Annotated in this window: 17 protein-coding genes; 3 read left to right on the forward strand and 14 right to left on the reverse strand. The window is 36.1% G+C overall.

The genetic code is table 11. The annotated features are described in order from the left end of the window. Window positions 1-149 precede the first annotated feature (149 nt). Both QM491_RS21375 and QM491_RS21380 read right to left on the reverse strand, forming a co-directional pair. On the reverse strand, window positions 150-1,274 hold the full coding sequence (locus tag QM491_RS21375) for a glycoside hydrolase family 88/105 protein (RefSeq protein ID WP_283329566.1): 1,125 nt from the start codon (window positions 1,272-1,274) through the stop codon (window positions 150-152). Between the two features lie 141 nt (window positions 1,275-1,415). Next, on the reverse strand, window positions 1,416-2,792 hold the full coding sequence (locus QM491_RS21380; RefSeq protein WP_283329567.1) for a glycoside hydrolase family 88/105 protein: 1,377 nt from the start codon (window positions 2,790-2,792) through the stop codon (window positions 1,416-1,418). 501 nt (window positions 2,793-3,293) lie between these two features. Between QM491_RS21380 and QM491_RS21385 the strand changes: the two genes are divergently transcribed. Continuing rightward, window positions 3,294-4,334 (forward strand): GntR family transcriptional regulator, encoded by a 1,041-nt coding sequence (locus QM491_RS21385; protein WP_283329568.1) that lies wholly within the window; start codon window positions 3,294-3,296, stop codon window positions 4,332-4,334. A 73-nt stretch (window positions 4,335-4,407) separates the two neighbouring features. Here the strand turns inward: QM491_RS21385 and QM491_RS21390 are convergent, their stop codons facing one another. The 11 genes from QM491_RS21390 to QM491_RS21440 form a co-directional block, all read right to left on the reverse strand. Then, complete coding sequence (locus tag QM491_RS21390; protein ID WP_283329569.1) at window positions 4,408-5,349, reverse strand: phosphatase PAP2 family protein; 942 nt, start codon at window positions 5,347-5,349, stop codon at window positions 4,408-4,410. Then, entirely contained in the window at window positions 5,330-5,857 is a 528-nt protein-coding gene (locus QM491_RS21395; protein WP_283329570.1) for a DUF4833 domain-containing protein, read from the reverse strand. Before QM491_RS21395 ends, QM491_RS21390 begins: the two co-directional genes overlap by 20 nt. Further along, window positions 5,844-6,551 (reverse strand): CDP-alcohol phosphatidyltransferase family protein, encoded by a 708-nt coding sequence (locus tag QM491_RS21400; protein WP_283329571.1) that lies wholly within the window; start codon window positions 6,549-6,551, stop codon window positions 5,844-5,846. Before QM491_RS21400 ends, QM491_RS21395 begins: the two co-directional genes overlap by 14 nt. Before the next feature lie 32 nt (window positions 6,552-6,583). Next, complete coding sequence (locus QM491_RS21405; RefSeq protein WP_283329572.1) at window positions 6,584-9,169, reverse strand: DUF5686 and carboxypeptidase-like regulatory domain-containing protein; 2,586 nt, start codon at window positions 9,167-9,169, stop codon at window positions 6,584-6,586. Continuing rightward, window positions 9,150-9,530 (reverse strand): GtrA family protein, encoded by a 381-nt coding sequence (locus tag QM491_RS21410; protein WP_283329573.1) that lies wholly within the window; start codon window positions 9,528-9,530, stop codon window positions 9,150-9,152. The genes QM491_RS21405 and QM491_RS21410 overlap by 20 nt, the downstream gene beginning before the upstream one ends. Before the next feature lie 25 nt (window positions 9,531-9,555). Next, window positions 9,556-10,038 (reverse strand): phosphatidylglycerophosphatase A family protein, encoded by a 483-nt coding sequence (locus QM491_RS21415; RefSeq protein WP_283329574.1) that lies wholly within the window; start codon window positions 10,036-10,038, stop codon window positions 9,556-9,558. Window positions 10,039-10,145: 107 nt separating this feature from the next. Further along, window positions 10,146-11,477 carry an inositol-3-phosphate synthase gene (locus QM491_RS21420; RefSeq protein ID WP_283329575.1) on the reverse strand — a complete coding sequence of 444 codons (1,332 nt, stop codon included), beginning with the start codon at window positions 11,475-11,477 and terminating at the stop codon, window positions 10,146-10,148. A gap of 360 nt (window positions 11,478-11,837) precedes the next feature. After that, on the reverse strand, window positions 11,838-12,455 hold the full coding sequence (locus tag QM491_RS21425) for a TetR/AcrR family transcriptional regulator (RefSeq protein ID WP_283329576.1): 618 nt from the start codon (window positions 12,453-12,455) through the stop codon (window positions 11,838-11,840). 97 nt (window positions 12,456-12,552) lie between these two features. Continuing rightward, a complete protein-coding gene (locus QM491_RS21430; protein WP_283329577.1) occupies window positions 12,553-13,317 on the reverse strand; it encodes an ABC transporter ATP-binding protein in 765 nt (254 codons plus the stop codon). Window positions 13,318-13,338: 21 nt separating this feature from the next. Continuing rightward, window positions 13,339-15,045, reverse strand: a complete 1,707-nt coding sequence (locus QM491_RS21435) for a hypothetical protein (RefSeq protein ID WP_283329578.1) — start codon at window positions 15,043-15,045, stop codon at window positions 13,339-13,341. A gap of 80 nt (window positions 15,046-15,125) precedes the next feature. After that, window positions 15,126-15,914, reverse strand: coding sequence for an ABC transporter ATP-binding protein (locus QM491_RS21440; protein WP_283329579.1), 789 nt, complete (start codon window positions 15,912-15,914; stop codon window positions 15,126-15,128). Window positions 15,915-16,144: 230 nt separating this feature from the next. Between QM491_RS21440 and QM491_RS21445 the strand changes: the two genes are divergently transcribed. Further along, the gene (locus tag QM491_RS21445; protein ID WP_283329580.1) at window positions 16,145-17,632 is read left to right on the forward strand and encodes a xylulokinase; all 1,488 of its coding nucleotides are present in this window, start codon (window positions 16,145-16,147) and stop codon (window positions 17,630-17,632) included. A gap of 376 nt (window positions 17,633-18,008) precedes the next feature. Here the strand turns inward: QM491_RS21445 and QM491_RS21450 are convergent, their stop codons facing one another. Then, the gene (locus QM491_RS21450) at window positions 18,009-19,304 is read right to left on the reverse strand and encodes a Gfo/Idh/MocA family protein (RefSeq protein WP_283329581.1); all 1,296 of its coding nucleotides are present in this window, start codon (window positions 19,302-19,304) and stop codon (window positions 18,009-18,011) included. Window positions 19,305-19,525: 221 nt separating this feature from the next. Between QM491_RS21450 and QM491_RS21455 the strand changes: the two genes are divergently transcribed. Next, complete coding sequence (locus QM491_RS21455) at window positions 19,526-22,447, forward strand: PAS domain S-box protein (protein WP_283329582.1); 2,922 nt, start codon at window positions 19,526-19,528, stop codon at window positions 22,445-22,447. The last annotated feature ends 114 nt before the right edge of the window (window positions 22,448-22,561 follow it).

A 22,561-nucleotide genomic window follows, 5' to 3' on the forward strand; every position in this document is an offset into this window, starting at 1 on the left:
AAAAGGAAGTTCCTCATGCTACCATAAGGAACTTAACCTAAATCTCCCCTAATCAACTGTTTACTTACAAATTACTTGTGTTGTAATCTTCGAAGTAACAAGTGTTTCAATAACGAAGAGTTATCTTGTCCACTTATATACTCATTATTTTATTTTTTCATTCTCACGATTTCGCTACCAGCCAATAGGAAACATCCTAAACCATAGTCTTCGAAATCAGGAATTTTATCAATAGCCAATGGTTGACCATCTTTTGGTTCTTTTCCTGTGCCTTGTACCCAACCCAAAAATCCTGTTGGTTGTACACTTTCCGTTGCCAAAGCATTCCAAGCTTTTACTAAAGCAGGCTTGTATTGTTTAGCATTCAAATGTCCATGATTGATTCCCCAAGCCATACCGTATGCAAACAACGATGTTCCTGTAGCTTCTTTTCCACCATAATTGTTTGGATCATGTAAACTCACATTCCAGAATCCATCTTCTCTCTGAAGTGGCAACAATGCCTTCATCATGGTTTGGTACATTTGCAAATATTCGTCACGATGTGGTGCATTTTTAGGCATAATCTCTAACACTCTTACTAAAGCAGCCACAATCCAACCATTTCCACGAGACCAATAACAATCCTGTCCGTTTGGCTCTTTATAGGGTGGTACAAAGTCTTTATCTCTCCACCAAAGTCCATCTTCTGGATTAAATAAGCCCTTACCTCCTTCTATTGTTTTTGAGTGATTGTACATTTGGTACATTTTCTCAAAATAGGTATTGTCTTTGTACAAAACACCCAATTTAGCAAATACTGGCATACCCATCTGTAGCGCATCAATCCAAGTCCAATAAGTACAATTAGGATTTTTTACCAGACTATCCATATTGGCTTTAATATCGCGAATACGCTCTGTTTTTTTGTCCATCAAATACAAATCAATATAAGTCTGTCCGCAACATTGGTCATCGGCATTGTGTGTCAGTAAGCCCGAACGTAATCCCCATTTATGACTTTCGCCCCAAGCTACTGCATAATCGATATAGCGCTGTTGAGGGTCTACTTTATACAAATCCATTAATCCTTCATAATACACTGCACGAGTCCAGATATTACTCGGACGTGTTTTGTTGGTTACAATAGGTTTGCCAGTATCTGGCCATTTTTGCATAAAATAGTCATTTGCTTTACGCATTGAGGCTATCACTTCGGTTTTGCTCGGTAATTTTTGAGCTACTACCGACATACCGCCTAACAACAAGCATAGCATTAATGGTACTTTTTTCATATGTTCAGAATTTAATTAACAATTGAGTCCTGTTTACTAGAAATAAGACTTTATGATTACTATTAAACAATTTCGGATTTGAGATTGCTGATTTCGGAATAGACTTTTTGAATCCTTCGTACGGTTCTAATCGGACACAGTTTATTTCTTTTTAATCAACAACTGTACGGAGCTATCGTTTATTTCGAATTGGTTTGATTTTAGCAAGTTTAACATTTCTGCTCCTGCATAAATCACTGGACCATAACCATGTGCCGCAAACGGACTGATTGGACGGTGGTAATAAAACGCTGGGTCAAATCCCATCCCTGTTCCCACACATGTACCTTCTACTTGTCCTTGCTCGTTAACTTTAGTACTTACAGCATTCCAAGCCAACATTGTAGCAGGAGTATAGGCCAATTTGTCAATCCATCCTTTATTGATCGCCTTGGCAAAACAATACGCATAAATCGCAGTAGCGGAGGTTTCCAAGTACGAATCGTTTCTATCTAACAATTGATGCCAAAAGCCTGAACCTGATTGGTATTTCATCAAGCCTTTTACGTGTGCTTTCAACAAATTCAAGACCTCTTCACGACCTGGGTAATTTTCTGGTAAAGCTTCCAACACTTCGATCTTGGTCAAAATAGCCCAACCATTAGCACGTGCCCAGTGGAATTGAGGGTGCTCGGTCATTCCTTCTACCCAGCCGTGCATATAAACACCCTTTTCAGGATTGAACATTCTTTTCGAAAACTGACGAACCTGTTTGATGGCTTCGTCATAGTATTTTTTATCGCCAGTCAATTTACCCATTTGAGCAATCGCAGGAATACCCATAAACATATCATCTAACCACAAAGTACTTGCTTGTGGACGATTACGAGCCAAAGTTCCATCACTCAAACGAAACTCCTTATTCATAATATAATTGATATGGCTATCAATTAAAGGACGATAATTGTTTTGTGTTCCAGCCACAGATGATTTAATCATGGCAGCACACATAGCCCCACAATCATCCAAAGCATGAGGATTCAACAGTCCTTTCAATGGCCCTTTTGTTCCCCAATCTTCGCTGGCACCCGATGATTTTTTAAAGAACGGTACAGCATCGTTGATAAACTTCAAGCGTTTTTCTGTATATTCTTTGTAGCGTGCATCGCCTGTGTATTGCGAAGCCAGCATCATAGCCTGATAAGTTACACCCCATTCGTAACTCACCAAACGAAAATCACCTTTTTGTAAAGCCGTATTTTCATCAATTTTTGACAAATCACTTACTACTTCATTTGTCTTGGTATTGATAAAATTGGTAGGAGTCACCTTTTCTAAATACGCATGAACTCTTTGTAAAGTTTTTTCAACCTCCTCAGCTTTCACTATTCCATAAGGAACAGGGTAGTCAGGCTGAATCAAGTGCAAAGGCGTATTTGAGTCGTTAGATTTAGTAACGTTCTTTTGAGCGAAGCCTTCTGCTCCAGAAAGCAGTAAAAAACCTAACAATGCGACTTTATCAAATGAGTACTTTTTCATAATCGGCTTTGGGATTTTTGGATAATATGTTTTACTCTCAGAAGTAAAAATAGAAGAAATTCTACTTGTAAAATTGTCTTCGATTTGTACAACTTCCTCAAAGATAAATATCATTTATGGGTTAGCCGTCCTGTAGCATCCTTGTTGAAATCAAAAACTGACTTGAATTGGGGGTAGAATATGGTAAGATATATTAAAAAAATACAAAAATCGTACAATGAAATTATTACTAAATAACTCCACTAAAACTGGATTTTGCACAAAAAAAATAGGACAAAGATTGGATTTGGGCAAATTGGCAACGTTCCCGACATCGTTTGCATAAATTAATATTCTGGAAAAATTGAATATGAATTATTCAAATCTTAACCTTTGTTTAGAATTAATATATAAGTTGATAAGATAGGTTTTAGCCTGTCTAAAAAAAGTATAAGTTTTAATGTTAAGTTTTTTTCTAGAATACCTAGAAAAACCTTTTCAACCTTATTTACTCATAATATAATGATTGCGAAAAAACATAGAATCTGGGATGTAATTAGAGTCGACGATATTTCGGCAACACCGAAATATCTACAGATTGTACATTCAACACTCAAAGGCATTGAGGCAGGTCAAATTACGGTCAATGACCGCTTGCCTTCCATCAATGAAGTGAGTTTCGAATTGGATGTTTCTCGCGATACCGTTGAGAAGTCATACCGACAACTCAAAAGTATGGGTATTCTTGAATCAGTTCCTAGTAAGGGTTACTACATCAAAAACGTGGATTTTGAAAAGCCCATGAAAGTATTGTTACTTTTCAATAAACTTTCTGCACATAAAAAAATCATTTTTGATGCTTTTGTAAAAGAATTAGGGCAACAAGTGGCGATTGATTTTTATGTGTACAACAACGATTTTGCTCTTTTCAAAAAGCTCATTACTGCCAAAAAAGACGAAGATTATTCACACTTTGTCATTATCCCGTATCTCTTAGATTACAACGATAAGGTGCAAGAAGTAGTCAATATGATTCCTAAGGAGAAGTTGATTATCTTGGACAAAATGGTCGCTGGAGTCCATGGCGAATTTGGTGCAGTATATGAAAATTTTGAGAAAGATATTTATATGGCACTTTGCCAAATGCTCGAAAAATTAAGAAATTATACGAGCCTGAAACTGATTTTTCCGAAGCAAAGCTGCTATCCTCAAGAAATCCAAAAGGGGTTCTTAAACTTCTGTCAAGATTTTGCGTTTGAAGCTACTATTATCGATAATATCAAAACTGAAACGGTTACAGAAGGTTCGGTTTATATAAACTTGATGGAAGATGATTTGGTAATACTAATCAAAAAGATATTTAATGACAATCTGGTTATTGGCAAACAAGTAGGAATTATTTCGTACAACGAAACACCTCTAAAAGAGATTATCCTTGACGGCATCACTACTATTTCGACAAATTTTAGAGAAATGGGAAAAACTGCTGCCAGATTAGTCCTTGAAAAGTCAAAAGATCATGTAGCCAATTTATTCGAAGTAAACCTTCGCAACTCATTGTAAATAACGATTGGGGAAATAAAAAAAGCCTGAGGTTCCTCAGGCTTTTTTTGTGGGCTTATCAAATGATATATGATTATTTGACAAACATTACTTGAACTCTCTTATCCAAAAACTTCTCAAAAAGAAAAATTCCCAAGGAAGCCACCGAAATGCCACATAATACATCAATAACATAATGATGACTTGTGTACACTGCCGCCCCCCAGATTCCTAAACAGAATATGACAAAAAAGATGTTAAACCATCCTAATTTTGCTTTCAAACCATAATATAGTGTAATCAACGGAAACGCTGAATGTAAAGATGGCATAGCCGCAAATACATTGGAATTTCGTACATACATACCTTTAAATAGGTTTACATCAAGAATCTGGTCAAAGTATCTCAAGCCTGCTTCGCTGCCTTGCGTATGCAAATTTAGGGCAAATCCGTGATCAGCCACGTACCAAGGTGGAGCCGCAGGATAGGCGTAATAGACTATCCAGCCAAGAAAATTCACAAAGACAAAACAGTAAGCAAATGAATAAAATAAAGGTCTTTTCTTGAGGTAAAAATACAATGATAATGCAATCGGGATAGGTACCCAGTTGATATAAAAAATACCCGCTAATACATCAAAAAGTGGAATATGAACCTTGGCAAAATACTCGCTCAGTGTTAATAATTGCCCTTGATAATTTACCCCAAACAGTGCCTTGTCTAGCTCGTAAGGCTGTTGAATGTGAACGGTATTAAATTGGTAATTCGGAAATACCCTAAAAGAATCATAAATAGCCCAATACACTACATAAATGGCAAAAGATAAGATGATTTCACGACTAAACTTATTGCCAAAGTAGGTAGAAACAAACAACACATACAATATTATATGTTCTGGCAACAAGCCAATGAACTTGATATACCAAAAAAAGAATAAGGGTGTGAATATAACTAAACCTAAAATATTCTTAACTGAGAAGCGTTCAAATCCTGTATCCTCAATGTTTAGCACGCTACTACGGTTTGATTTTTTCATAAACATTTTCTCCTGAATAAAAATCTCTTCCAAATACTTCTACATACAATACTTTCGGACGTAAATTACTCCCTTCGATTTGTACATACACATGGTCGAGTTTTGCTAATTGGTTATTAATCAATAATGAAGCGTAAGGCTTTTTGTTTTTGTCAAAGCCTAATCGAAGCTTACGTTTTTTATAAGAAACTACCCATGCTTGAAGCGCATCTGCTTGCCCTTCAATGATTTCGGTATCTACACCATACGCCAGTACCCGCTGTATCCATGAAAGTTCTTTGCGGCGTCCATCTTCTTGGTAGCGTAACCAATACACATCGATGGGGTTATCTTCATCAAACCCACCTTTGGTATTGAGACGTGCATCGTAGACAATAGTATTGACGTTTGAACTTCGTTGAATATAAAACAGTCTTACTTTTGAATCAGGAACTTTGGGGTAATGAGCGGGTGAAAAACTCACTAATAGCAAGCCAACAAACAACCATAAGAGCCTATTTTGTTTCATTTTTACTTAACTCTTTTTGTGTGTATTCTATTCGTTGAATAGCGGTGAAGTTGGACAAGATAGCCACGATGGCCAACGGAACGGTAAATACTGAAATAGATTCAAACCAAGGTATTCTTTCACTTGGACCGTCTATTCTAAAATCTGCGCCAAAAACTGGTGCTAGTAAACCACACAACAATGCAGATCCTCCAATAATTACAATTCTTTCGGGTCTTTGCATCCAACCAATTTCACATTTAATATTCAATCCTTCTGCTCTAGCACGAGTGTAACTCACCATTGAAGAACCAATAAGTGCTAAAAAGGCAAAAAATGAACTAAATAAATAATGATGAGCTACCAAGTAATAGCATATTCCCAAAAACATAAACATCTCGCTGTAGCGATCCAACACTGAGTCATAAAATGCCCCAAACTTTGAGGAGGAATTACTTACACGTGCCAATCTACCATCAATCATGTCGAATACTCCAGCAAATAGAATCATGGCTCCACCCCACCCTACGATACTCAAATCGCCACGATGAGATGCCTCAGCTCCATAAATAAAGATTCCTGCTGCACCAATATTCAACACTAACCCAGTGGTAGTAATCATATTGGGCGTAATTTTTAAGGCAATCAATAAATTTATAAAAGGGTTAATCAATTTGTATATTAATTGTTGCCCTGCTGATTTAAGTGCATACATAGTTTTAAGTGATTTATTAATACTTGTTTAGCCTAAAAATCCATTTTAAATCGTCCTCTAATGCCATATTCTGAAACTTGAGGGTTGTCTAGATAACTTAATCTTTTAACAAGATCCACTCTAAAAAATTTAAGAATATTACCTATACCAATACTAGCTTCCATATATGGCCCATTATTGAGCGAATGGGTAAGTAATTGACCTTCTTCATTGGTTGGGAATTTATACAAATCTGGGTTGAGATTCGGATTATTTTTATCGCTCAAACTACCATAGAGTGCTTTGAAAGTAATAATTTCACGCAACTTCAATTTTTTTACCAATGGTATTTTGTTGAAGAAAAATCCATTGAAATAATGATCGACAAACAAACCAGCGTATTGGTCACTTACAAACTCCAAGAAATTCATCAAGTTATAAGACTCCAACTGGTATGAATATGATTGGTTGGCACGGTGAATCATCAATAAAGGATATGGAACCTTACCAAAAATTCTACCACCTTCGGCTGTCACATCAGTAAAACCAATGGGTGAAATAAAGAAACGTTTGTTTGCACGCAGCGTGATATTATGAAAATTATAACCACTATTCAAAATATTTGCGATGCCCAAAGTATATCTTGCCTGAAAAATTGGATACTTATTAATAATAGGAATTCGGTAATTTTTACCTTGATAAAACTGTTCGTTTGGCGCAAATCTTAAATTAAAAGAAAGCTCCGTTGAAGTCACTGTTTTATCGGTAATCACTATGCCGTCAAGTTTTCCTACTTTTTGGAATGTTAAACTCCCTGCTGCCTCTTGACTCAAGTTTTTCAAACCTATTTCGTAACTAATACCCGAACGAGATTCTTTTCGATAATCTACACGAAGGACTTTATTATAGGTCATTTTATCGTTTACCCCTCTTTTGAAAGACAATAAAAAGTTATCTTCCTGAATAAACTGCAACTCTTGCCCTGGAATACGAACTTCGTCTTGATAAGACACTCGTAAGTAATTATTAGGAAATTCGTAAATCGAGTTTTTCCCTAAATTATAAGTTAAAGCTCCAAAACCTTTCCAGCGTTCATCTTTGAAACCATAAGCCATATAAGTTTCAAAATACAATCTCGGATTCAGCTTTGCCATGGTTCGTCCACCAAGACGTAAACGAAATCCTTCAACAGGGTTAAAACTATAGAATGTATTGACAGGTCCTATTTCAAATGTTCCGAATTCAGAATATCCAAACAAAAACAATCCAGCAATTTTCATCGCTCTTTTAAATGCTGGGACTTTCTGAATGCTATCTGCCATTTGGTAGATATTGGTTTCGACCCTACTGAGTTGTTGATGACGTGCTTCATTCCAAAAGCTTTCATCTCTTACATAAGCATTTTCGGTCAAGACATTCTTCTGAATAGGCTTAAAGTACTCATTATCAATAGGATTATTCAATTTGTAATTTCGATAAGAAACAGCTCTTTTACCAATTACTCCACGAGAGTTTTCTGTTTTAAAGAGATTAAACTCAACTATTATTTCATCTTTTGCCAACATCGAAAACTTATTTGCAGTTGGCTGAAACTCCTGTTCAATTTCCATTCCCATCACAAAGTTGAGATTGATGTTTTTGGGCACTCCCATTTTGATACGGCGCACAGCATAAGACGAATCCATAGCTACGTACATAGTACCCACAAAGGCAAAATCAGCTTGGTTTCTTGGTGAAAAACCTAGATTAATACATTTTACACCATCGTGTTGAAGCGTATCCAAAATCACAAATCGGTAAAATGTTGGAGATAATGGCGAAATTGGACTAATAAACTGTTGTGAAAGCAAACTGATGTTATTATCGTAGATATTTACATCTTCGTACATTCTATTCAGATAAGCACCCATGCCATTGTTGTCAAGAAACTGTTCTAAGCCCACTTTCTTTTCTCCCTTGATATACGACTTTTCCTCTCTAGGACTTTTTCTAAAATAAACATCCGAAACTGTTTCTTTCAAGTATAGAGGCAGCGATACCTTTCCTGTGAGCTTTGCTGTGTCGAGGTTATCAAAGATAAATTGAAAGTTCTTAAAGATTTTCTTATTCTTGTAAGCATCGTCGATATTACTCAAATCCAACTGAAGTTTTTCATATTTCTCATACTGATAATAATCCAAACCTTCCTTTCGGTTATCATCCTTGTGATCAATCACTTTTCTGATAAGTGCTACCGCTGGATTGTCTTTGTTACGATATTTATCTTTTTTCCCTTTTACTACCACCTCAGATAAATTCTGTGTAGTCGAAGTCAAACGAATAACAATAGTTTGAGTTATATCTTTTTTGAAGGATTTAATTTCATTTCTATAACCTACAGACGAAAACTGAATTTTACCAGAACCGTATTCTTTTACAGTAATCATAAAATTACCATTCACGTCCGACTGTACACCTTGGGTTGTACCTAAAATGGTTACGTTGACAAATGGAATCGCTTCGTTCGTTTTATTTTCAGAGATTTTACCTTTGATAATAGTCTGTGACTGTGCTACAAAAGCACATGAGCACAAGAGAAAGAAGAATATGTTATTGAGAAATTTTATTTCTTGAGGGAGACTATAAAGATACCTTTTCATACGTTTTATTCTTAAATACAAACCACTGATTTAAACCGTAGCTGTACACCACAAATACAATCACTCCAACTATTACTCGAACGGTAAGATAATGCCAAGAGCCAAAGTGTGTGAGTAAGGCAACCCCTCCCACATTCATGGCGGAATTACCTACAGCAACAATAGCATATTTGATACCTTGCCATGTTAAAGATTGCGTGTCTTTTGCCTGAAAAACCCATGTTCGGCTTACCCAAAAACCAACGATAGCCCCTAGGATATTACCCACCAAGGTAGCCCATTCGTTATTAACCTGAAAACCTGACACAAGTGAAAATGAGGCACTAAAGTCAACGCTCGTTGCAATACCCGACGCTGACATAAACTTGAGAAATATCCTGAGATATTTATACATAAAAATTAATGAGAAGAAGTAATACTTGTAAGGTTAAATTGGCCCAAATTCCAGCAGCTACGTCGTCTAGCATAACACCCCACCCTTTTTCATATTTTTCAAATGAACGTATGTTAAAAGGTTTGAAAATATCATAAATCCTAAATAGTATCAATCCTAATACCAAGTTGACCCAAGAGAATGGAATTAAGCACAAACTTAACCACTGACCTACTACTTCATCTATCACAATTTTGGAAGAATCTTCACCCCAAATTTGTTCTGTAATCTCAGATGCTTTGCGACCAATAAAGAGAAAAATAATAGTAAGTCCCACTAAAACAGCTTGATAGCTTATTGTATCTATAGGAAAAAGGGCATTTAATCCAATAACTCCCAAACAGGCTAGTATGGCTCCAAACGTGCCAGAACCTTTGGGTATATAACCTACCCCAAGCGCTGACGCTATGATAATATGTAAACGTTGATGATTCATTGGAAAGAGTGCTCAAAGCCTCTAAAAAGAAGGAAAGAAAATCGTTAGCATCTAATTGAATGAGTTGGAAGTAAGTCAAAAAAGCTTACTTCCAACCTTTTAGAAATTTATAGCTCTACGTCTTCTTCTACATTTTCGTAGTAATCCATTCCTAAATTTGTAATTAACTCTTCACCCATTAAATAGCGAAGTGTGTTTTCTAATTTTTCCAATTGCTTGAACAAATCGTGGATTGGTTCTAAACCTGGCAATGTTTGTGGAGCTTTCCAGTAGAATGACAACCATTCTTGGATTCCAGATAAGTTTGCACGTTTGGCTACGTCAAGAAACAAGGCCAAATCCAATACAATCGGTGCTGCTAAAATAGAGTCACGACACAAGAAATTGATTTTGATTTGCATTTGATAGCCCATCCAACCAAAGATGTCGATATTATCCCATCCTTCTTTGTTATCACCAAGTGGTGGATAATATTCGATGCGAACTTTGTGGTGAATATCACCCCACAACTCAGGATTTTGCTCTGCGTCTAAGATACCATCCAACACATTTCCTTTCGACACTTCTTTGGTTTTGAAGTTTTCTGGAGCATCTAATACCAAGCCATCTCTATTACCTAAGATATTGGTACTGAACCACCCACGAACACCCAATGCACGAGCACGCAAACCAGGAGCCACAATAGTTTTCATCAAGGTTTGACCTGTTTTGAAATCTTTTCCAGCTATAGGCGTATGAGTCAATGTAGCTAATTCTTCAAGGGCAGGGATATCTAAACACAAGTTTGGAGCGCCCATTGCAAATGGTACACCTGATTTGATAGCAGCATAGGCATACATCATTGAAGGAGCGATATCTGGATCGTTACTTGCCAAACCAGCTTCAAAATTTGCCAATGACGAGTGCACCTCTTTTGCTTCATGGTAGATTTCTGTAGAACCACACCAAACCATTACCAAACGCTCACAATCATTAGCGATTTTGAAGTTTTCGATGTCTGCCATCAATTCTTCAATCAATTCTAATTTACTGGTTTGAGGCTTTACATTATTTCCTTCCAAGTTTTTTACGTAACGCTTGTCAAAAACCGCTTTCATAGGTACGATTTTTTCCAAATCCTCACGAATCAACTCCACCATACCACGTTCTAAAACACCCGCTTTGAGAGCAGCATCAAACATGTTGTCTCCATATACGTCCCATCCTCCGAAAACGATGCTATCTAAAGAAGCCAATGGTACAAAATCTTTAATTTTTGGATTACGCTTTTCTGTTCTTTTACCCAAGCGGATATTAGCCGTCTGAGTAAGAGAACCTGTCGGATGTGCTAATCCTTTTCTAGAAGCAATAACGCCTGCTACAAACGTTGTAGCAACCGCTCCCATTCCTGGCATCAAAATACCAAGTTTTCCTGTAGCAGCCGAAACCGTAGGGTTCATATTCATAATCTATTTGTAATATATGGTGAATTGTTCTTATAAATGCAACTTAGTAATTTCTAAGGGATTATCATTTGAGCTATGACAATCTTAACCTATATTTTACTTTAGGTATCTACTAAAATATCGACTAAAAAAACTTATTTGAAGACGAAAACACAAAACTTATCGACTAAATTCGTATTTCGGTCTAATTTTTATTCAAAAAAATCAGGCTGTTGTATAAAAAGCCTAACTGCATTTAGTGGAAGGATATATGTTGGAAATAGAAAAAAGAAGAAGAATCTTTTAATAAAACAGTATTTAGAAAAAAAAGTTTCAACAGAAATCAGATTTTCTTAAATTTTATTTTTGTTACGCTTAGGCAAACGATGATTTGATGCCAATGCCACTAATAAAGGTATCAATTAAGAAATCTATATGACGAATGTAGTCTTTCTCAATTTCAAACACTTCCATGTTCGATAGTTCAAACCCACGCAAAGAAGCCACAATTACTCGACTAAGTACTTCGATATGCTCCTCTGTTTCGGAACGAAATTCCTCGTTTTCAATACCAAAAATAAGAAAATCTTTTACCAAGGCTAGCTCTTCATTCAGATGTTTTCGCTTTAGATTAAAAATTGTAATTGCATGATCCATAATCTCCTCCTTGAGTACCTGACTAAGATTACACATCTTCTCAAGTTTTTGGAGACGTGTCAACCAATACACTTTCAATTTTTGTCTCGCTGTAACTTCTTTCGATGCAGCGATTTCGATAGACTCAAATAATTCTCGAATCTCGTTTTCGATTACTGCTTCAAAAATTTCAATTTTACTCGGAAAATAGTAATATAAGGTACTTTTTCCTTTACCTACAAATTTGGCAATATCCTCCATTGTGGTCTTTTTGAGACCATAACGTTGAAACAAAACTTTTGCGGCTTCAATCACCTCCTTGATGATGATTTCGTCTTTTTGAAGTGTGTCAGTCATACGATTCGACCAAATTTGTATTTCGGTCCAAAATTATACAAGAGAATCCGATTTGACAATACATTTTAGTTTTTTTATCAGATTAATCGACCAAATTTTACTTTTTGTCTAAGTATTGATGAAAAAATTCTTTAATTGGAGTAATAGCAGACTGAACAAATGAGGAAATATAAGGATTTGTTGTTTGTGAAAAAATCTCCATAGGTGTTCCCAACATCAATAAATCACCTTTGTGCATCACTCCTATTCGATCAGCTACCAATAATGCTTCAATCATATCATGAGTAACAAAAAGGCAAGCAATTTCTTCATGTTTAATTAAAGAAACTAGATTCTGACGCAAATGTTGTTTATTGATTGAGTCCAAATTTGAAAAAGGCTCATCGAGTAACAAGGCTTGTGGTTCTTCGGCGATGGCTCTTGCAATGGCTGTTCTTTGCTTTTCGCCTCCAGACACATCTTTGGGCTTTTTATCTTTGATATGGGAGATTCCACATAAATCCAACAACTCAGTTACTCTTTCTGTACGATACTCACGAGTATATTTTGTTAGCGATAAATCTATATTTTCCCAAATTTTGTGCTCTGGTTTAAGTTTGTAATCTTGTGGAACAAGTTTTATATCTGGCAATTCACGAATGAGTCTATTAAAGTATAAGTCTATTAACTTGTTATCTAACCACATTTCTCCAGCATCGGGGCGGATATTTCCAGAAATCATGTTTAACAAAGTAGTCTTTCCTGAACCACTTTCACCCACAATTGCTAGAATTTCTGCTGGAGCTACTTCAAGTGAAATATTGTTTACGACTACTCGTTCATCATATACCTTTGTCAAATTATTAATTTTCAAAATACTCATGCCTTTATAGAGGGAAAAACATTACGAATGTCGGATTCTTTCCCAAGAAATAAATTTATACTGTTGAAATAATATGATTGCTATTATAGAAAAGGCTGTAGAAATCACTAAAGTTCCCACCAAGGTCTTTGCAATATAATAATGAATCAGACCAATTAAAGGCATAACAAAAATAAGGTTAAAAAATCTTATCCAATTATTGCCCTTTGCATTCGAGTTAGAAGCCTCTACTGAAAACGGTAATCTAAAGCTTTCTTTAAATACGCTTATGGCGATATACAGCAATGTTACCGAAATATTGAGATATATATCTTTTAGACAATTTACTCCTTCTTTTAGCAACATAATAGTAGTAATTAGGATATAGAGTGGTACAATAAAACGAATAATAACCGAACGATATGCACCCACTAAAAGTTCGCCAGGGTTTTCAATCGGCATAATTTGATAAATCCATGAAGCCTTCCAATTGTCTGACAAAAAGATTTGTTGCACAATCATACTGAGTGTAAAAGTAGTATAATAAAGAATCATCAATCGATTTATATCTACTGTTAAAGTATCATTATAATAACGAATAGTAAAAAGTATCAACAAACCTAAAGACGGATAAGCTCGAAGCTTAAATCTCCTATCTCTTGTAACAATAGTCCAAACAAGCTCAAAAGCAGATTTTTCAAGGATTGAATGTTTAAATAATTGGTGAATTTTGTCGAAAAACTCTCTAATCAGAGATTTGGCAGATGAAGCCTTCGTATCAACAGTCGCAAAATATTGAATAGAAGTCAGTCTATTTGCAAAGAAAGGTGCCAAGTACTTATTGATAAGCACCATAGCTAATATTGGGAAAAATACACCAAGAAAAATAAAATTCAAATGATGCCAATCTTTCACATGATACACATAGCTATCCAGTATATGAGCATACCATGCAGGAGGTGCGAAATAATGCCAAAACTTTACGCTCGAAGGTTGGAATATATCCTCTACTGAGATTTTAGATTGTCCAGATATAAACTGATACCCAATAGATAGACTAAGCGTAAAGAAAATCTGTACATAAATTATAATATCCTTAAAGCGTTCAGGATTTACAAGTCTTGATAAAAAGATATAAAGTCCACTAGAAATAAAGACCGAAATTAAGCACAGAAAAGCGACTCCAATCAGGAAGAGTATACCTACGACAAAACCCATCTTTAGTGCTAGAACTATTGCTAGCCCAATGGCATTGGCGAAAGTTAAAAGACCTAGAAAAATCAACAAATGAAGCAAACGAGATATCCAGATTGTTTTGGGGTCAACTGGTCTTGAAAGTAAAGTAGAATTATCTTGACTATCAAAGAGAACCTCTGCGAAATCGGCTAACATATTGAAGCAAATCATGAACATCATATAAGTAAAACACATCAGCATCATATTAAAAACTGTTTGCTTTACTGAGAATATGACAATTGCATAAAGGAAACTAAAAACAGCCTGAATTATTGAAGTTTTTAGAAAAGTTCTATGGTTTGATTCCTCTTCTATCTCTGGTTCAATAAGTAAGCCTTCTGTTTCTTCTGGACTTTCAGCAGCCTCGGTTGAACGAGGGTTTTTTATCCAAAATCCCCTTGTTTCAATCAATAATTTTACTTCGAGAATGGCACGAAGCGAGGTGTAGTCGACACCGATATTTATAAAAAACCAACGAAATTTATCTAGAAAGTATAATATAAATTTAACCATAGTCTATTTTTTAGTAAAGGATGGCAGAACATCCTGCGCAATTTCTATGTGTCAGCAAATGTAGGGATTACCCAAATCATTTATTTTATATCATCCAACACCGAAACAAATAACTCTGCATTGTCTTTAATATGTGAAGTGTTTCCTGTTAAATTACTAAAGATAGATTCCAAAGAGCCTGTCACATTTTGTTGTAGGTCTTCAAAAGTACCATCAGCAATAATCTCGCCTTGGTTAATGACGATAATTCTATCTGAAATTTTTTCTACCACATCCATCAAATGTGATGAATAAAAAATCGTTTTGCCTTGTAGCTTTAGTTTACCTAAAATTTCTTTTACAAGCAGTACCGCATTGGGATCTAATCCAGAAAGAGGTTCATCCAAAATAATCAAGTCTGGATTATGCATCATTCCTGCAATTAATTGAACCTTTTGTTTTGAACCCTTCGAAAATACACTCATACGTCTGTCAGCCATATTTCCTAGCTCAAACACTTCAAGCATTTTGGGTGAAACTTCCGCAATTTTATAATCGGGCATTTTATGAAGGCGACCTACAAATCTCAGATACTCTAGGGGTGTCAATTGCTCATATAACTGTGCATTTTCGGGAACATAACCTACTTTCTGTTTTACCTCGAGCGAGTGAGTTTTGATATTATACCCTAGCACTCGAACCATACCCGAAAATCCTGTTACCAATCCAATCAATGTCTTAAGCGTAGTAGTCTTCCCTGCTCCGTTAGGGCCGATATATCCAACAATTTGACCACGGCTTACAGTCAAATTTAGTCCTTTCAGAACCTCCTTTTCACCATAATTCATCGTCAAGTTTTCAATCTCTATCACAGGGCAATCAATATTCATTATTATCAGGGGTTAGTAATTCTTAAGCTGTTCAAATTTATGGTTAATGAAAATTTCATTAAAGTTAACCTACTTTTTTGTAAAGTATATTTTTTCATGAAAAAATACCGCAAAATATAGAACAGATTAGAACAGTAAGAAAAAAATTTCTATCTTTGTTAAGCAAGGATAAGTTATATCATTTATCCTATATTTTATAAAAACAAAGCAATCTTTTAATATATTCCTCTATGCTTTTACTAGGAATCGACATAGGTACTTCTTCCATTAAAGCCTCAGTTGTAGATGGCGAAACAGGCCAATTGATGGCCTCTGCCCAGTATCCTGATACTGAAAATACCATCTCGTCGCCCTTACCAGATTGGGCAGAACAAGACCCCGAAATGTGGTGGGATTGTGCAGTAAATGCTATTCAACGTTGTAACAATTCGGGCAAATATAACCCAAAAGATATTCAAGCAATTGGGATAGCGTATCAAATGCATGGATTAGTTATGGTCGATAGAGAACACCGTGTGCTTCGTCCATCGATTATTTGGTGTGATAGTCGTGCGGTGGAAATTGGCAATAAAGCATTTCAAGAAATTGGAGAGGAAAAATGTTTATCTCATTTACTCAATTCTCCTGGAAATTTTACAGCTTCAAAATTAGCTTGGGTAAAAGCAAACGAGCCAAGAGTATATGGTTCTGTTTACAAGATTATGCTGCCAGGTGATTTTATAGCGATGAAACTCACCAATTCAATTACGACTTCAAATTCGGCACTTTCAGAAGGTATTTTTTGGGACTTTAAAGAAAATGCTATTTCTGAAGATATACTTAAGTATTATGGTTTTCCTAAAACTGTTTTGCCAGACTTAAAACCTGTTTTTTCGAATCATGGTGAAGTGAGTAGTTCTATGGCTGATTTAACTGGCTTAAAGGCAGGAACTCCTGTTTGTTACAAAGCTGGTGATCAACCCAATAATGCACTATCTTTGAATGTATTAGAGCCTGGCGAAGTAGCTGCAACGGCTGGTACTTCAGGAGTGGTTTATTCTGTTTCTGACCAAATTAGCTATGACCCACTTTCACGTGTCAATACATTTGCACATGTTAATCATCAATTAGATGGACTCAATCGTTTGGGTACTTTATTGTGTATCAATGGTACAGGTATTCTGAACCGTTGGATGCGTGATCAAGTAGCGCCACAATGGTCGTACAGCCAAATGAATGAAGCGGCTGCTTCAGTACAGGCGGGTGCCAATGGCTTATCGATTTTACCTTTTGGTAATGGAGCAGAAAGAGTACTATCAAACAAAACAATTCATTCGACTATCACTGGACTCAATTTCAATACACATACTACCGCACACTTGATTCGTGCAGCCCAAGAAGGAATTGCGTTCTCTTTAAAATATGGTGTCGACATTATGGCTGAAACGGGCACTGCGCCTACTGTTATTCGTGCTGGAAAAGCCAATATGTTCCTAAGTGATGTGTTTACAAAAGCGTTAGTCAACACAATAGGAGTTGCCGTTGAGTTGTACGATACTGATGGCGCAAAAGGCGCTGCATTGGGTGCAGGTATTGGTAAAGGATTCTTTTCACAGCCCAAAGAAGCATTCGAAAATATGGAATCAATCGGAAGTGTTGAGCCTGAAAAAGACTTGCAAGAACAATATCAACTCGTGTATTCAAACTGGAAAAGTATTTTAAATAAACAACTCCATTAGTAAGTATAAATCATTTACATTCAAGATTGGTTAAATGTTATCTTGCATAATGCAATAAAAATCCGAGACTTAGTCTCGAACTAGGCAACAATTCAATCTATTTTGAGTTAAACAGAGTCATCCCTAATTTTGGAATAATTTAAAATTGAGACCTCTTGTTTGTGTTTATTGGGATTCTCAAGGTGAACCATTGTATTGTTTATGAAAAAAGGGGTCGAAATGAGTTTTTCGCCCCCTTTTTTCATACTATATTTCAACATGACATTTCTTTAGACGCAATGCTTTGCGTATCTACTAGTAAAATCTAGATTAAAAATAATCACTCATGCGCTCAATCACTAAATCACTCAATTTAGTATGACTCATGTTACATAATTTATACCGAAGGATATTCCCAAGGCTTACGATATTCTCTTCTCAACAATTTATTAGCTTCAGGGTCATTGAGAACAATTTCCTTATCGCCATCCCAAATTATACTACGACCTACTTTGGCAGAAAGCATACCTAACAAACTCATATTCGTTGAGCGATGCCCTACTTCAATATCACAAAGAGGCAGCTTATGTTCTTTAATAGATATTAAGAAGTTTTGCCATAGTTCACGGATATTCTGGTCGTCGGGTTTGTTGAGAACTGGCTCTTCGTGTAAAATGGGTTTATTTTTATTAGCAGGATAAAAAGTCCATCCATCTTGCCAACCCATGTGAAATGTACCCTCGGTGCCATAGAAGTAACAACCGACATTGGTACGTTCGGCTTCGTTAGCCGCAAACAATCGATGCTCCCATGAAACATGAAAGTTTTCAAACTCATAGTTTACCAATTGCATATCTGGTGCATCAGTATTGTCTTTACGAATATGCCTTGCCATGGTTGAGTAAATCTTTCGAGGATATTTTTCTTCCATACACCAAAGTATCTGGTCCATCCAATGTATTCCCCAATCGCCAAGCTGTCCATTCGAAAAGTTCAAAAATTGCCTAAATCCTTTCGGATGAATTACCTTATTGTAGGGAATCAAAGGCGCTGGTCCACAATACATATCCCAATCTAGCCCTTGAGGTACTTCCGAATTTGGTACAGCAGTACCTGCGCCTCCACCATAATGCACAAATGCTCGAATCATACCTATTTGTCCCGCTTTTCCAGAACGGATAAAATTCATTCCAGAAATATTATGAGGTGATACTCGCCTATGTGTCCCTACCTGAACAATTCTGCCATATTTACGAGCAGCATTTACCATAGCTCGTCCTTCCATAATAGTATGTCCTATGGGCTTTTCTACATAAACATTAGCTCCTATCTCCATGGCAGCGATAGCTATTAAGGGATGCCAGTGGTCGGGAGTTGCTACAATCACAATTTCAGGTTTTTCTTTGTGAAGTAATTCTCTGAAATCTCGATAACGCTTCGGACTATCACTACATAGTGTTGTCACTTCCTTGAAAGCATTATTTAATTGGTTTTTGTCGACATCACACAGTGCTACAACCTTCGATTCACCAGCTCTGATTGCTTCTCTGAGGATATTCATTCCCCACCAGCCTGTACCAATGAGGGCGGTTCTATATGTATTAATTTTTTGAGATAACGCTGGCAATAATGGCAAGCTTGAATAGTAAAGACTTGCCGTTGAAGAATATTTAATAAAATCTCGTCTTTTCATAGTTTTTGAAGGGTTAAAACCTCAATATACTGATTATCAGCGAACATTTTATGAGTTTTTGCAGGTGAATAAAAAAGCTCTTTGACAGAAAATGTGTATTTTTGACACTCACACAAAAAAATCTCCGTTAATTGAAAGTAATTTTACTAAAAACCAAGATTTTCTTTCTAAAAAACTGTATATTTGACGTATAGGCTTCATACTTAATCACCGCCGATATTATGTTACGAAAAGCCCTTACTTTTAGTGATAATCAAGAATCTATCGACCAAATAGAGCAAAAACTGCGAGGAATGGACATAAGTACTTCGGGGACTTTTGCTCTAACTGATAATACTTTCTCAAAAGTACTCATTAAATCCAAACCTGATTTTATCTTTGTTGACGCTTCTTATTTTGAAACACCAGAGTTTAATATCTTCTCACATACCGATTATCTAAGTCGTACTTTTGCAAGCTCGTCTATCATTATTTTATGTAAGATTCTTGATGCCAGTATCCAGCGAAACTTTTTGCAAGCAGGTGCTCAAGATTGTCTTTTGTGGAATGACTTTTTGCAAAGTGATATAGAAAAAAACTTATTTTTTGCTAGAGAAAGACAGGTTTTGAGAAGTCGTTTCAAAAAAATTGCCAATGATTATAAGCAACTTTTTGATGCAAACCCACTTCCAATGTGGGTATATAATGCCGAAAATGGGCAGTTTATTAAGGTAAATGAGGCAGCATGTCAAAAATACGGGTACAGCGCCAAAGAGTTTTACCAACTCACCATTCATGATTTGAAGGTCGATACAACGGCCAAAAATATTGTTAATACAGACCATGTTATCACTCATCTCACAAAATCGGGGGAGCATATTTATGTAGAACTCACCTCGCACCAAACCATTTACAAAGGCACTGATGCAGTATTGGTATTGGCACACGATGTGACGTCAAAAGTAAAAGCTGAACAAGAAAAAAATGTTGCTTCAAAACAGCTTTTCTTGATTTTCGAACATTCATCTGATGCTATTTTGCTAACCGACAACGAAGGCAAAATCCTAGAGTCAAATAGCGCTTCGGAAGAGCTTTTTAATACTTCTAAAAAATTCCTTCAGGGCAAATCACTTATAGAAATTGTCAAGCCTGAATTTAACACGCCATTTGCTAGTGTGTGGAACAAATTTCATACTGTTGGCAAACACGAGGGAAAGATTTCGATTAAATCAACAAATAATGATACTAAAATTGCCTCTTGGCGTGCATTAGCCAATATCAGAGAGGGAATCCATTTACATATTTTTAATGATGTTACCGAGGTTGAGCTTAAAGCCAGAGAAAACGAGCTAAACAGTAGAATTCTTTCTTCTATTAAGGATTCGTTCACGCTCAAAGATACCCTCAATGCTATTAGCAATAATATCCGCTTATTTACAGGTTGGGAAAGTGTAGAGTTTTGGATTCCTGATTCTCAAAATCAAATATTATTTCTTGCCAGTTCGTCTGCAAATCCTCATAATGCACAATTCGTCAAATTTGCCGAGGCTTCTCGAAATAGAACGAGAGGATATGAGGAAAAAAGTATTTCAAATAATTCTTGGAGAAGTAAGTCAGCCTATTGGTTTAGTGATTTGTATCATCATGATAGTTTTAGTCGAAAAGAGCTCTTAGACCCCAAACTTGATTATACTGCTGTTTCAATTCCAATTTTCGAATCATCAAACAATGACCAGATTGTTGGTATTATTATACTTATTACAGACCAAAAAGTTTCGTATGATTCTTATTTAATTGGTGTTTTGTCTAAGGTTGCAGGAGGTTTAGGTAATCTTATCGAGAAGGTCAAAGCAAGAGAAGAACTATCCAACTTGTTTGATTATTCAGCGGATTTAATTTGTATTGCTGATAAAAATGGTTTCTTGATAAAAACAAACCCTGCATTTTCCAATGTATTAGGGTTTACGGTTGAAGAATTAAAGTCAAAAAAGTTCACTGATTTAATTCATCCTGAGGATTTAGAAACCTCGGCTCAAGAAATTGCCAAACTCTATCACGGAGAAATTATTCGTGCACATGCCAATCGTTATCGGACAAAGTTAGGAACATATCGCCATTTTGCATGGGTAGCGGTTCCAGACCCTAACGGCAAACAAGTTTTTGTGATTGGGCGTGATGTAACAGAGTTAAAAGCACAAACCGATTTGATTCTAAAAAATGCAGAGCAAACCAGAAACATGCTCGAAAGTATTACGGATGGCTTTATTTCTGTAGATAAATCTTGGAATGTAAATTACTGGAATGCTTCGGCTGAACGTATTTTAGGTATTGCCAAAGAAGAGGTTTTGAATCAAAATTGCTTAATTCTTTTACAAGAACTATCGCCCGAACTAGCGACTATGTTTGAAGAAGCAAACCAAAAACAGACCTCCTTATTAGTTGAAACGTATCTCCCAAAACAAAATATTTGGATAGAATCTACAGCCTATCCTTCAAATGAAGGATTATCCGTTTATATTCGTGACATAACTCTTGCAAAAGAACACAGTCTCGCAATTGCCACTATGCAAAAGAATTTAGAAGCCATTATCAATGCCACATCCGAACTGATTTGGTCGGTTGATAAAGAATATAATTTGACTATTGCCAATAAAGCCTATTTTGAATTGCTATCTGATTTGGTTGGTAAGCCTATCGATTTAGACACTTCTACCCTACGTGAATCCCTTAGCGAAGCTGTTCAAGCAAAATGGCGCGCTTATTATGAACGATGTATGCAAGGTCAACCTCATTCAGTGATTGAGGACTTAGCTACCTATCATCCCACAGGAAAGCGTTTGAAAGCAATTGTCAATTTTAATCCTATCTATGACCATCAAGGAAATATTACAGGAGTAGCCTGCTTTGCAAAAGATATATCCGAATTAACTCAGAAAATGGAGACCATCGACCAGCAGTCTAATCAGTTGAAGGAAATTGCATGGTTTCAATCTCATGCGGTAAGACAACCTTTAGCCAAAATTCTTGGCATTGTCGACTTCTTGGAAGTAACTGATACAGAATTAGATAAGGAAACAGCACAACTACTTACTGACCTCAAAGGCTCGGCGCAAGAATTAGACGATGTTGTAAAAACTATCGTCAACAAAGCGCAAAAGAAATGATTAACTAGGTGCTTTAGGACTCAAGCAAAAATATTTCTATTATTTACACATCAACCTGTTTAAACTAGTTAAAAGTTTAAACAGGTTGATGTGTATTTTTGAAGAAAGTCATCT

The sequence above is a fragment of the Flectobacillus longus genome (assembly GCF_030056705.1).
Taxonomy (GTDB): Bacteria; Bacteroidota; Bacteroidia; order Cytophagales; family Spirosomataceae; genus Flectobacillus; species Flectobacillus longus.